The organism is Streptomyces olivochromogenes (assembly GCF_001514115.1).
GTDB lineage: Bacteria > Actinomycetota > Actinomycetes > Streptomycetales > Streptomycetaceae > Streptomyces > Streptomyces olivochromogenes.
The window spans coordinates 1-12493 of sequence record NZ_KQ948490.1; the positions used below are offsets into that span (position 1 = coordinate 1).

At 70.3% G+C, this 12493-nt stretch carries 12 protein-coding genes and 2 pseudogenes; 11 read left to right on the forward strand and 3 right to left on the reverse strand.

Translation table 11 applies throughout. From position 1 onward, the window contains the following. Both AQJ27_RS58195 and AQJ27_RS59850 read right to left on the reverse strand, forming a co-directional pair. Window positions 1–447, reverse strand: a pseudogene (locus AQJ27_RS58195) (tyrosine-type recombinase/integrase); the annotation flags it as partial. A gap of 277 nt (window positions 448–724) precedes the next feature. Further along, window positions 725–876: pseudogene (locus tag AQJ27_RS59850) on the reverse strand (class I SAM-dependent methyltransferase); the annotation flags it as partial. Window positions 877–951: 75 nt separating this feature from the next. Between AQJ27_RS59850 and AQJ27_RS48585 the strand changes: the two are divergent. The 5 genes from AQJ27_RS48585 (at window position 952) to AQJ27_RS48605 (ending at window position 5765) form a co-directional block, all read left to right on the forward strand. Continuing rightward, window positions 952–1281, forward strand: a complete 330-nt coding sequence (locus tag AQJ27_RS48585) for a hypothetical protein (RefSeq protein ID WP_425275294.1) — start codon at window positions 952–954, stop codon at window positions 1279–1281. Next, window positions 1281–3539, forward strand: coding sequence for a heavy metal translocating P-type ATPase (locus tag AQJ27_RS48590; RefSeq protein WP_067384863.1), 2259 nt, complete (start codon window positions 1281–1283; stop codon window positions 3537–3539). The genes AQJ27_RS48585 and AQJ27_RS48590 overlap by 1 nt, the downstream gene beginning before the upstream one ends. Next, the gene (locus AQJ27_RS48595; protein WP_067384866.1) at window positions 3536–4057 is read left to right on the forward strand and encodes a copper chaperone PCu(A)C; all 522 of its coding nucleotides are present in this window, start codon (window positions 3536–3538) and stop codon (window positions 4055–4057) included. The genes AQJ27_RS48590 and AQJ27_RS48595 overlap by 4 nt, the downstream gene beginning before the upstream one ends. Window positions 4058–4207: 150 nt before the next feature. After that, on the forward strand, window positions 4208–4894 hold the full coding sequence (locus AQJ27_RS48600; protein ID WP_067384869.1) for a hypothetical protein: 687 nt from the start codon (window positions 4208–4210) through the stop codon (window positions 4892–4894). Between the two features lie 217 nt (window positions 4895–5111). Continuing rightward, the gene (locus AQJ27_RS48605) at window positions 5112–5765 is read left to right on the forward strand and encodes a sigma-70 family RNA polymerase sigma factor (protein ID WP_067384872.1); all 654 of its coding nucleotides are present in this window, start codon (window positions 5112–5114) and stop codon (window positions 5763–5765) included. Between the two features lie 80 nt (window positions 5766–5845). Here the strand turns inward: AQJ27_RS48605 and AQJ27_RS48610 are convergent, their stop codons facing one another. After that, window positions 5846–6349 carry a copper chaperone PCu(A)C gene (locus AQJ27_RS48610; protein WP_235613988.1) on the reverse strand — a complete coding sequence of 168 codons (504 nt, stop codon included), beginning with the start codon at window positions 6347–6349 and terminating at the stop codon, window positions 5846–5848. An 826-nt stretch (window positions 6350–7175) separates the two neighbouring features. On the opposite strand from AQJ27_RS48610, the gene AQJ27_RS48615 reads away from it, so the two are divergent. From AQJ27_RS48615 to scoD, 6 genes are all read left to right on the forward strand, one after another. Then, window positions 7176–7928, forward strand: a complete 753-nt coding sequence (locus AQJ27_RS48615; protein WP_067384878.1) for an aspartyl/asparaginyl beta-hydroxylase domain-containing protein — start codon at window positions 7176–7178, stop codon at window positions 7926–7928. A gap of 231 nt (window positions 7929–8159) precedes the next feature. Then, complete coding sequence (locus AQJ27_RS48620; RefSeq protein WP_067385006.1) at window positions 8160–9569, forward strand: MFS transporter; 1410 nt, start codon at window positions 8160–8162, stop codon at window positions 9567–9569. A gap of 70 nt (window positions 9570–9639) precedes the next feature. After that, window positions 9640–10767 (forward strand): beta-ketoacyl-ACP synthase III, encoded by a 1128-nt coding sequence (locus tag AQJ27_RS48625; protein WP_067384882.1) that lies wholly within the window; start codon window positions 9640–9642, stop codon window positions 10765–10767. Then, window positions 10764–11003, forward strand: coding sequence for an acyl carrier protein (locus AQJ27_RS48630; RefSeq protein WP_067384885.1), 240 nt, complete (start codon window positions 10764–10766; stop codon window positions 11001–11003). The genes AQJ27_RS48625 and AQJ27_RS48630 overlap by 4 nt, the downstream gene beginning before the upstream one ends. 43 nt (window positions 11004–11046) lie before the next feature. Beyond that, window positions 11047–11937: a (3R)-3-[(carboxymethyl)amino]fatty acid oxygenase/decarboxylase gene (gene scoE / locus AQJ27_RS48635; protein ID WP_079065885.1), complete on the forward strand. Its 891-nt coding sequence runs from the start codon at window positions 11047–11049 to the stop codon at window positions 11935–11937. After that, window positions 11934–12461, forward strand: coding sequence for a (2E)-enoyl-ACP glycyltransferase (gene scoD, locus AQJ27_RS48640; protein ID WP_067384888.1), 528 nt, complete (start codon window positions 11934–11936; stop codon window positions 12459–12461). The genes scoE and scoD overlap by 4 nt, the downstream gene beginning before the upstream one ends. Window positions 12462–12493 lie beyond the last annotated feature (32 nt).

The following is a 12493-nucleotide window of genomic DNA, read 5'->3' on the forward strand; positions in this document are numbered from 1 at the left end:
CTCATTCACGGCGCCCGGGCGCAGGGGCGAGCCGACCGGCGAGCGAAACAGAATCACCAGAAGGTAGTTCGCTGTCTGCTGCGGCCGCACATGCCTGACGTTCGCCGACGCTCGGGTGCAGTTCTGCCGACGGATCACGTGCAGGTGAGCCGCCGCGACTGAACAGCCCAGGCTCCTGTTATCGGCCAAGAGGTGCAGGTCACTGCGGCGTGGGCCCGCTGCCTCGCTTCGGCGTAGCGCCGCCCTGGCCGGCAACAGAATGATCAGCCTGTCACGAGCCGAAGAGCATGCCCGGAACAGCGCCACGACTTCCTCGTCCGAGGCCCGGTCAACTGCATTCTCAGGGTCGTGAAGTCGGTGCATCGCCCGGAGCCGGTACCTCAACGTGGCGTCCTCGCCCGGCACTTCGATGGGCAGGTCCCGTGACTCAGCCAGCTCGTAGATCACTCCCAGGACCCATCGGGGCACCTCTCCGCCAGCCACCATCCAACCCGAACCGCGCGCTTCTCAGGAACCGGTCGGCTCCGACCACCACCTCCAACTCATCGTCCAGCACGGTCCAGTACCGCTCCCCGGACGGCGCCTCTACCGGATACGCACGTATACCTCGCTCCTCGCATCGCAACGAAGAGCCACACCACCGCACCCCTGGAGAACCGATGCACGACGACGCTCATCCTCCCCCTGCACAACGTCCCACTACAGAAGAAGGACACCGAGAGAACTCCTGAAACGGGTAGGTCACGAAAGGGTGTTCCGCCGACGCGATCAGGCGGCCGCCGGGCCTGAGCACGCGCCGCAACTCGGACAGTGTCGACCCCAGTCCTCCAGGTAGTGCAGCACCAGCGACGTGACCACGTCGTCGAACGCACCATCGCGGTGACCACCGCACCGCGGTCGCCGTCGGTCCTCGGGTGACGCGCGCCACACATCTCCTCCGGAACCCGGCCCGTGGCCGATCCGACTACTGAACCGGTACGGCGCGATCCGACCGACGCCGTCCGACGTGACCTGGAGACACGGTTGATGGACGAGTCCCGGCAATCCTCCCTGACCGGCGCGGGTACGGCCCTGCGGAAAGCGGCGCCCCCGCCCGCGCTCTGCGGCTTCCTCCTGCTGCTGGCCCTGATCTTCACGGTGTCCTACGCCGTGGGTACCGGCGCCGGTCCTGTCGCACCCGGCATGCACGGCAGCGGCACGAGCCGTGACGGCGGCAACGGTGGCGGAGGCGGAGACGGAGGCGTGGACGACATGGGCACCATGCAGGGGGGACACGGCTGATGAGAGCCGAACCGGTGAGCACCCTGGTGACGACCGATCTGACCGTCGGCGGCATGACCTGCGCCGCGTGCGTGAACCGTGTCGAGAAGAAGCTCGGCAAGCTCGACGGAGTGACGGCGACCGTGAACCTGGCCACCGGGCGGGCTCGCGTGAGCCATCCGGCGGAGGTCGACGTCGGACAACTCGTGGCGACGGTCGAGAAGGCCGGCTACACGGCAGCGCTCCCCGAGCCGCCCAAGAAGCAGCAGCCGCGTGAGGGCGGGCGGGAGACCGAGGAAGCGCGGCAGGAGCGCGACCGGCTGCTGGTCACCGCGATGCTCGCGATGCCGGTGCTCGTGCTCTCGATGGTGCCCGCGCTGCAGTTCCGCCACTGGCAGTGGCTGTGTTTCATGCTGGCCGCGCCGGTCGCGGTATGGGGCGCCTGGCCCTTCCACGTGCGGGCGGTACGAGGGCTGCGGCACTCGGCGGCGACCATGGACACGCTGGTGTCGCTGGGCGTGGTGGCGTCCTTCGCATGGTCGGCGTACGCGCTCTTCCTCGGGGGCGCCGGTGATCCCGGGATGCGGATGCCGTTCAGCCTCGTTCCCGCCGCCTCGGACGGCGTCGCGCACATCTATCTCGAAGCCGCCGTCGGCGTACCGCTGTTCGTACTGGCAGGACGGTTCCTGGAGGCGCGGGCCCGACGCGGTACCGGGGCTGCGCTGCGATCACTGGCCGAACTCGCCGCCAAGGAGGTCTCGGTACGGGACGGCGATTGCGAACGGCTCGTTCCCATCGAGGAGTTGGAGGAGGGTCAGGTCTTCGTCGTACGGCCGGGCGAGCGGGTCGCCACCGACGGACAGGTGGTGGAGGGCAGTTCGGCCGTGGACCTCTCCCTGGTCACCGGCGAGAGCGAGCCGGCCGAGGTCGGGCCGGGCTCGGCCGTGGTCGGCGGGGCCGTCAACGCCGGTGGGCTGCTGCTCGTACGGGCCACGGCCGTCGGTGCCGACACTCAGCTCGCCCGCATCACCCGTCTGGTCACCGAGGCGCAGGCGGGCAAGGCGCGCGCCCAACGGCTGGCCGACTCGGTGGCCGGTGTCTTCGTGCCCGTGGTGCTGGCGCTGGCCGTCACCGCGCTCGGGTTCTGGCTGGGCGCCGGGGCCGATCCACAGGCGGCGATCACCGCGTGCGTGGCCGTCCTGGTCGTGGCGTGCCCGTGCGCGCTGGGCCTCGCGACGCCGACCGCGCTGATGGCCGCGACCGGCCGCGGTGCCCAGTTGGGTGTCCTCGTCACCGGCCCGCAGGCGCTGGAGGGGCTTCAGCACCTCGACGCCGTCGTCCTCGACAAGACCGGCACGCTCACCACCGGCCACATGAGCGTCGCCCGGGTCACCGCCGTACCGGACGGGCTCGGCCGCGACGCGGTACTGCGGCTGGCGGGGGGAGTCGAGCAGGGCTCGGAACACCCGCTCGGCCGGGCCGTCGCCGCCTACGCCCGGCGGGAGTTGCGCGAGCAGCGGTTGCCGGACGTGAGCGGGTTCAGTGCCCTGCCGGGGCGGGGAGTGCGCGGCCGGGTCGAGGGACGGCTGGTCGAAGTCCTCACTCCGGACGGCGAGTTGCCCGTCGCGCTCGCGGCTGCCCTGCCGGTGGCGGAGGCCGCCGCGCACACGCCTGTACTGGTCCGTGTGGACGGGGTGGCCGAGGCGCTGATCGAGGTCGGGGACGTCGTACGCCCCGGAAGCTACCGGGCCGTCGACCGGCTGCGGCGGCTCGGCGTGCGGCCCGTGCTCGCCACCGGCGACCGCGAGGCGCCCGCCCTGGCCGTTGCCGCGGACCTGGGCATCGACGAGGTGCACGCCCGCTGCACGCCCGAGGACAAGGCCGAGCTCGTACGGGAGTTGCAGGAGCAGGGCTACCGGGTCGCGGTGATCGGCGACGGCGTGAACGACGCCGCCGCGCTGGCCGGCGCCGACCTCGGGATCGCCATGGGCACCGGCACCGACGTGGCCATCGGGGCCGCCGACGTGACCCTCGTACGCGGCGACATCGAGGCCCTCGCGGACGCAGTCCTGCTGGCCCGGCGCACCCTGGGCACCATCCGCGTCAACCTCGTCTGGGCCTTCGGCTACAACGTCGTGACCGTGCCGCTCGCCCTGGTCGGCCTGCTCAACCCCATGCTCGCGGCCGCGGCCATGTCCGCCAGCTCGGTGCTGGTGGTCGGCAACAGCCTGCGGTTGCGCGGCCGGCAGCCCTCACCCGCCCGGAGGCGTACCCGATGACCGGACAACAGCTTTGGCGTCCGACACACCGTCGGCTCACCGACACCCTGCTCGCCGCGCTCGCGCCCGTCGCCGTGTGCGGCCTGGCGCTCGGCGGTCTGAGCACGTGGACCGCGTACGGCAACGCGGGCAGCCCGGCGCGCATCGCGGTCACCGGAGGCCGGGTGTACCTGCCCTACGGCGACGCCCCGGACACGGCGGCCTTCTTCCGGATCACCAACAGCGGCGGCTCGGCGGACCGGTTGCTGAAGGTGACGTCCCGCGCGGTCGACGGAGCCGGCACCTTCAGCCGCCATCGCATGACCAGCGCCCGGTCGGCCTCCGCGCAGACGGTGGCGTCGGTCGCCGTCCCGGCGGGTGGCAGCCTCGCCATGTCCCCCTACGGGCTTGATGTGACGGTCCCGGCCAAAGCGGGCTGGCAGGACGGTGATCTCGTCTCGTTCACCTTGCATTTCGCACGCGGCGGGGCTGTGAAGACCCTGGCTGTGGTGGTCCGTCCGGGCCAGGACGGCACATGACTCCTCACCCTTAGAGGTCGGCCCGACCGCCCGCCGAGTTCCGGTGGGGCGCTGTGTCCTGTATCACTCTCTTCAGGGTGAGTGGCGGGTCCGGGTGCTGTGCGTACCCACCCGTGACGAGCGAAGCCCGGATGCGAGGATGAGGCCGTCATGACTGCTGGGTGGGGTGCGCGCACGGTGCGGGCCGCGGTGTTCGCGGCCGTCTGCGTGCTGCTCGCCGCCCTCGGTCACGTACTGATGTCGGGCTCCACCGTGCCCTGGTGGACGATGGCCGCCGGGTTCGCCGCCACGACCGGCGTCGGCTGGTGTCTGGCGGGCCGTGAGCGCGGGCTCGCGCTGGTGGTGCCCGCCGCGGTCGTCGCGCAGGGGGCGCTCCACTCGGCCTTCTCGCTGGCGCAGTCGGCGGCATCGGGCGCCGGCACGGGCTCCGTCGCGCACGCCATGAGTGGGATGTCCATGGGCTCCACGTCCATGGACGCGATGGACATGGGCTCCATGGGGCCCGTGTCCACAGGGAGTTCAGAGCACGCCGAGCACCTCGGCCAGCTGGCTCACGGCGTGGGCGGCACGTCGTCGTTCGGCATGCTCGCCGCCCACGCCCTGGCCGCTGTGCTGAGCGGGCTGTGGCTGGCCTACGGCGAGAGGGCCGCGTTCCGTGTGCTGCGGGCCGTCGCGGGATGGCTCGCGGCTCCGCTGCGGCTGTCGCTCGCTCTGCCCGCCCCGCCGCGCCGACCGCGCCTGCGGCCGACGCGCGAACGTTCGGAGCGGGTGCCGCGGCTGCCGCTCGCGCACACGATCATTTCTCGGGGGCCTCCGGCCGGGATCGCTGTCGCCTGAGACAGCTGGTTTCCCGAAGCCGTCCCCATGGGCGCCGCGTCGTCGGCGCCAGGGCTTCGGGCACGGGCCGTTCACGTCGTACGGCCCCATCCCACCCCCGTCCCGGGACGTTTCCGCAGCGGTGAACTCACGCTCGGCGTACCGGCGCGCGCTCGCGCGTGCCGTCGCGCTGTCGTGCCGTCGTGCCGGAATCCCGGACAACCGAGAAGGACATCAGGTGATCACTCCTGTCTGCCCCGCTTCGCGCCCGGAGCGCGACGCGGGGCACAAGGCGGCGGATCAGCCCGGCCCGCACGAATCGCCCGACGATCCGGCCACCGCCTGGGCCCTCGCCGCCCGCTCCGGTGACCCCGACGCCGTCGACCGATTCGTGCGGGCCCTGCATCCCGACGTCGTCCGCTACATCACGTACCTCTCCTCCGACCGTCAGCTCGCCGATGATCTGACGCAGGACACGTTCCTGCGGGCGCTCGGCAGCCTGCACCGGTTCGAGGGGCGCTCGTCGGCGCGTACGTGGCTGCTGTCCATCGCGCGTCGCACGGTGGTCGACAGCTGGCGATACGCCGCCACGCGGCCCCGGATGGCCGACACGGACGACTGGACGATGTGGGCCGAGCGGGCCCAGCCCAGCGGTCTGCCCGGTTTCGACGACGGTGTGGCGCTGCTCGACCTGCTGGACTCGCTGCCCCCCGAGCGCCGTGAGGCGTTCGTCCTCACCCAGCTGACGGGGCTTCCTTACGAGGAGGCCGCCGAGGCCAGCGGTTGTCCCATCGGGACGATCCGCTCGCGGGTGGCACGAGCCCGGGCGACGCTCGTCGAACTGCTCGGCGAGGCCGAGGAGCCGCGCGTTCCCGCCGCCGTCGCCGCGTGACGAAGAGGGTGCCGGTGTCCACCGCGAGTGGGGGACACCAGCACCCTTCCCGGCATCCGGCCGGCCCTGACCGCCGAGGTTCACCTCACGCCTTCGGTCACGCTCGCCCGGACGGCGACCTTCCCGCTCTGACGGAACCACAAGAGGTAGGGCACCTTCTGCCCGGCTTTCAGCGCGGGGGGATCCAGGATCACGACCCCGATTCCTCCCGGCGCCATACGTACGGTGCCGCCCGCCGGAACGTCGACGGCCCACACGGGATCCGTACGCCCTGTCCCGGTGCGGCGCACGGTACGGCGCAGGATGCTGACGCCCAGTTCGGGTGAGTCCGCGTACAGCAGCGTGTCCTTCGACCGGCCGGTGTTGCGGATCTCGAAGTACGCGGCGGTGGAGTCCGAGCCCGCGGGTGCCGCGATGATGCGCGCGTCGACGACCGTGATCCTGGGCGGCGGATCGCCTGCCGCGCCGGTCGCCGTGTACGCCACCAGAAGGGCCAGCGCGCCGCAGGAGGCGCCCAACGGCGGCGCGACGGCCCGTAAGAGGTTGGCGAACGGCGTGTTGCGCGTCGGCCGCATCGCACGCATCAGGCTTCTCGGCTCCATACGTCAGAGGTCGGGGCGCGCTCCCTGCTGGTTCCCGGCACTCGCCGAGCTGACGCGCGAGAGCCGAGGGAAGGGGCACCGCGGGGTCGGCCGTGGGAACAGGAGGCCGCCCGGGCCGAACACCGCTGGACGGGGATCGGCAGGGCCTGGCCCCTGGGTACTGCCACCCTGCCCGTGTCGGCGGGCGGTTACGCCTGGCTGGGTTTCGGCGTGGCGGGTGCCCCCGGAGCCCTGGTGGGCCGTGCCGCGGGGCTGGTGCTGAGTGGGCCGCTCCACCTGCTGGTGGATTCGGCGGTCTCGGGGCCACGGCGGCCGGCGCACCGCGGAGGCCGCGGCGCGGCGCAGGTCCGCGGGCGCTTTCGCAGCCGCGGGTGATCACAACACGGCGCGAACGCGGGAACTCCGCGGTCCGTCGGCGCGACTACCTGTCCGTCAGGTCATCCGGGGATCGGGCACGTCGGTGCGCGACCACGCCGGTAGCCGACCGAGACCGCGGTGGCGTGTCCTCACATGTCATCCAGTGTCGCCAAGCGTCGTCAAGTGCCGCCAACGCGAGGGAAATTGGCCCGGAGAACGCGGGAACTCGAGCCCACTCGCGACCGACTACTAGTTCGACAGCGCAGCTCAACACCCGCTGACCACCGTGCGAGGTCGGCAGGTCGAAGCGCGGAACTTCGGGCGAAGGTGGTTCGGCACACGTGGAACGCAGACGTCTGCTGCAGCGATCGTGGAGTTCGAGCACCGGGGAACGGCGCTCCGGACGTCGACCGCTTCCGTGTGACCGGGCCCTCGAACTCCGGAGAACCGCATGACACCCGAGATAGAGAACGCCTTCGCCGCAGTCAGAGCCGAGTTCGGTACGGAATCGATCACTCGGGTCGAGCAGATGCTGGAGCCGGGCGGAAGCGAACGGCATCCGCTGCAGAAGGCAGCCAAGTGGATCATGCCGGGGCTCTCTCCCACTCCCTGGCACGACCCGTACGCCTACCCGGAACTGGCCCCCGTCGTCCATGAACTGGAGGCCAGTCATCAGACGATCAAGAAGGAGCTGAAGGCCGCATGGGCGGGACGGCGGGAGGTTTTCTCGGACTACGAGCACTATCTGAAACGCCAGGAGGACTGGCAGGCCCTCTATCTCTTCCGTAAAGGAAGTCTCGACGAGGAGTCGGCCACCACGGCTCCCACCGCGTATCAGGTACTGAAAGACGTCGCCGTCGACACGGGCAGAATATGCCCTCTCCTGGAGTGTCATTTCTCCACCCTGTTGCCGGGCGCCGTCATCGAACCCCATTGCGACCTTTGGAACTTCAGCATCAACCTGCATCTCGCGGTGGACATCCCCGACGGGTGCAGCATCACGGTCGCCGGGGAGACGCGTTCCTGGGAAGAGGGCAAATGCCTGCTCTTCGACTACTCCTTCGAGCACGAGGCACGCAACGCGGGCACCCGCCCACGGACCTGCCTGCTCATCGACCTCTGGCATCCGGAAACCACGGTTCCGGAGCGCCGGGCGCTGATCGCCCTCATCACCGAGATCCGTCGGCTCATGGGGGAGGAGTGACGAGGGGGTAAAGAATTCGTTTCGAGAATTCCCTGTTCTCTCCGATCCGGCAGTTTCCGACTGCCGGTTCCCAATGCTGCCCCGATATTCATTGAATGCGCAATGAGTGTCGAGAAGTCGCCCATTCCCAAGTCTGAATCGGGCTGCTACGGTGACGAAAAACCGTCGGTCTGCCGGAAATTCATTCCGTAGGAATTCCGAATACTGTGATCCCGAGGGGGGTGATCGATGATGTCCACGACAGAGTCGGCCAAGGGTCCGCTCCGAAAGTCGATCGGACTTCCTCTGCTTGTTCTGGCGTCGGGTCAGCTCGTCATCTCGCTCGACTACAACATCGTGTACGTCGCCCTGCCCGACATCGGCGCCGGGCTGGGATTCTCCGACCACGACCTGCAGTGGGTGGTGAGCGCCTACGTCGTGGCCACCGGAGGCTTCCTGCTGCTGGGCGGCCGGGCCGCCGACCTGCTCGGCCGGCGTCGGATGTTCGTCGTCGCGGCGCTGCTGTACGCCGGGTCGTCCCTCGTGGGCGGCCTGGCGCAGACGCCCGGCGTCCTGGTCGCCGTCAGAGCGGTCCAAGGCATCGGCGGCTCCCTGCTGTTCCCGGCGACGCTGTCCCTGATCACCACCCTGTACGACGAAGGGCCCGACCGGAACCGGGCCCTGGCGGTGTGGGGTGCCGCGGGAGCCGGCGGGCTCTGCTTCGGATCCCTGCTCGGCGGGGTCCTGGTCGAGGCGTTCGGCTGGCCGTCGGTGTTCTTCGTCAACGTGCCCGTGGCGGGAGCCCTCGCGGTGGCGGGGCGGTTGCTCTTCCCCGCGGACGGCCCGTGGGACCGCTCACGGCACTTCGACGTGGCGGGAGCGCTGACCGCGACGGGCGGGATCACGCTTCTGGTGTTCCTGCTGGTGCAGGCCCCCGCGGAGGGCTGGGACACGCCCACGGCCCTGGCGAGCGCGGTGCTGTCGGTCTGCCTGCTGACGCTCTTCGCCGTCGTGGAGCGGCGGTCCCGTGATCCGCTCGTACCGGCACGGCTGTTCGCCCACCGCGGCCTGCTCGCGGCGATGGGGGTGACCGCCCTGTTCAGCGCGACGTTCAGTTCGGTGCCGTACTTCCTGACGCTCTACTTCCAGACGGTCCACGGGTACCGCGCGGTCGCGACCGGGCTCGCGTTCCTCGTGCCCGCCGTGGTGGTGGCCGTCGGTACGCAGGCCGGCGAACGGGCCGTGTCCGCCTTCGGTATGCGCCGCATGCTGATCGGCGGTATGACGCTGGGCGCCGCCGGAGCCGCGGCACTCGGCCTGGCCCTCACCTCGGACGGCTCGTATCCCAGTCTCCTGCCGGGAATCGTGCTGCTGGGCCTCGGCCAGGGAGCCGCCTGGACGGGGATGTGGATCGCCGCGTCCGCCGGGGTGGCCCCCGGTGACCAGGGCGTCGCCTCGGGACTGGCGTCGACCACCCTGCAGGTGGGCGGCGCGGTCGGCCTCGCCGTACTGGTCGCGCTCGCCGGTGGCGTCGGGCAGAACGCCTCCGGGCCAGGGCTCCTCGACGGCATCCGTACCGCCGTGTTCGCGATAGCGGGCGGCATCGGCTGCGGCGCGCTCGCACTGCTCGCCCTTCGCAGGGCCACCAGCACCAGTCCTTAGACAACTCCCTTCGCCCCTATTCCCGTGTCCGGACCTCCGGTCCGTCCTCCGTCATGCCAGGAGAATCCCCATGTCCCCTACCGCCGCCGGTCCTTACGCTCCTCCGGCCGCCGTCCTGTGCGGGCTGGCCGGATGGGTGCCGTCCCGTGTGGTGACCAACGAGCACCTCGCGCGAAGGCTCGACACCGACGACGCATGGATCCGCACCCGGACCGGGATCCGCCGACGGCACGTCGTCGACCCCGGACAGTCGACGTCCGACCTGGCCGTCGAAGCCGGCCGCCGGGCACTCGCCGCCGCCGCGACGGAGAGGGTCGACGCCGTCGTCGTCGCCACGACGACCCCGGACCACAACTGCCCGGCCACCGCGCCCGCGGTCGCCGCACGGCTCGGTCTGACGGGGACGGCCGCCTTCGACATCGGCGCCGTGTGCACCGGGTTCGTCTACGGCCTCGCCTCGGCCGCCGGGCTCATCGCGGCCGGCGTGGCCGAACGGGTCCTGCTCATCGGGGCGGACACCTACTCCACGATCGTGGATCCCCTCGACCGGGCCAACGCGATCATCTTCGGCGACGGTGCTGGAGCCGTCGTCCTGCGCGCCGGACACCCCGACGAGCCCGGCGCGGTCGGCCACTTCGACCTCGGCAGCGACGGTGCCCACGAAGACCTCATCATGGTCGCGGCCGGCGGCTCCCGGCAGCGCTCCCGACCGGGCGAACCCAGCCGCCAGGACCGGCACTTCGCCATGCGGGGCAAGGAGGTCTACCGGCACGCCCTGACGCGCATGGCCGAGTCGGCGCGCGCCACGCTGTCCCGGGCCGGCTGGAAGATCGACGACGTCGACCACTTCGTACCCCACCAGGCCAATCTGCGGATCCTGCACTCGGTGGCCGACGACCTCGGTCTCCCTCGCGAGCGGTGCGTGACCCATGTCGAGTCCGTCGGCAACACGGGCGCCGCGTCCATCCCGCTCGCCCTGGCCGACGCGGCTGCCCGCCAGGCGCTCCGGCCCGGCGACCGGCTTCTCCTCACCGCCTTCGGAGGCGGACTCACCTGGGGTTCCTGCCTCCTGACCTGGCCCACGCTCCCCGCGTCGGCCCATCTGTACGAACAACCGGCCCATCCGCAGGAGCAACCGACCCATCTGTACGACCAATGGGCCCTCCTGTACGACCAAGGAGAACGGACGACGTCATGAGCACCACCTACGACCAGCTGGTCGAGATCCTCGCGAGGCTGCACGACGCCTCGGCCGACCGGATCAGCCCCGAAGCGACCTTCGCCGAACTGGACGTCGACTCGCTGACGATGGTCGAGATCAGCATCCGCATCGAGCGCGACCTCGGTGTGGCCGTCGGCGACGACGAACTCCGGCCCGACCTCACCCTCGGCGACCTCGCCGGACTCGTCGACGCCCGTCGAGCGGCCCCCTGACCTCCTCCGCTCTCCCCTCCCCACCCCACGAAAGGCAACACCCATGCGGATCAGTGAACAGCCCGGCACCGCGATCGGAGCGACGGTCGAGGGCTTCGACCACGCCACCGCCTCGGCCGCCGACATCGACGCGCTCAAAAGCACCGTCTACACCAAGAAGATCGCCGTCCTGAAGGGCCAGGACCTCTCTCCCCAGGAGTTCCTCGAACTCGGCAAGCGGCTGGGGCGCCCGGAGACCTACTACGAGCCGATGTACCACCACCCGGAGGTCACGGAGATATTCGTCTCGTCCAACGTGCCGGAGAACGGAAAGCAGATAGGCGTACCGAAGACCGGCAAGTTCTGGCACGCCGACTACCAGTTCATGCCGGACCCCTTCGGAATCACCCTGATCTACCCCCAGGTCATTCCCGAGAAGAACCGCGGCACGTATTTCATCGACATGGGGCGGGCGTACGGCAGGCTGCCCGAGGAACTCAAGAAGTTGATCGGCGGAACGAACTGCCGGCACTCGGTGCGCAAGTACTTCAAGATCCGGCCCCACGACGTCTACCGGCCGATCTCCGAGATCATCGAAGAGGTCGAGCGGAAGACCCCGGCCGTCCTCCAGCCGACCACGTTCACCCACCCCATGACCGGGGAGACGGTCCTCTACATCAGTGAGGGCTTCACCGTCGGCATCGAGGACCAGGACGGCGAGCCGCTCGACGAGGAGCTGCTGGGGCGCCTGTTCGAGGCCACCGGCCAGCTCGACGAGACCTTCGAGCACGACAACATCCACCTGCAGAGTTTCGAACAGGGCGACCTGCTGGTCTGGGACAACCGCAGCCTCATCCACCGCGCCCGGCACACGACCACCCCCGAGCCGACCGTCTCCTACCGCGTCACCGTGCACGACGAGCGCAAGCTCCACGACGGGATCAAGGCGGCATGACGGCCCCCTCCATGGCCCGGCACCCCACGGACGAGGACCTGTTGGCGCAGGTTCTGGTGCCCTACAAGGACCACTGCACATACCTGCGCTCGGCCGTCGTGACCGAGAGCGACGCCGGACGAGCCGTCGCCCGCTGCGAATTCGCGATTCCCGAGTCGTGCTACATCGACGACACCGGGCACCTGAATTCCGTCGAGGTGAACATTTGCTACAACCAGATGATGTATTACCTCGTCGCCAAATCCGTGAAGGAAGGGATGGGGACAGGGTTCGCATCCTGGACGCTGGACGACTTCTGGAAGCACCAGCTCCCGGACATCCTGATCGCCCGCTTCACCTCCAACTTCCGGCGACCCGTCAACCCCCGTGCGTTCTCCGGGGAGATGGAATTCCGGTCCGTCACCCGGCGCGCCCCGGCAGACGGCCGCCCGTTCCTCCACGCCGAGACCGCCTTCCGCTACTGGGACGCCGACTCGGGCCGGTGCGACGGCGAGGCCGTTCTGGCGTTCGTCAACGTCCCCTGACGCGCCCTCCGCAACCCCACCCAGCGGCAAGA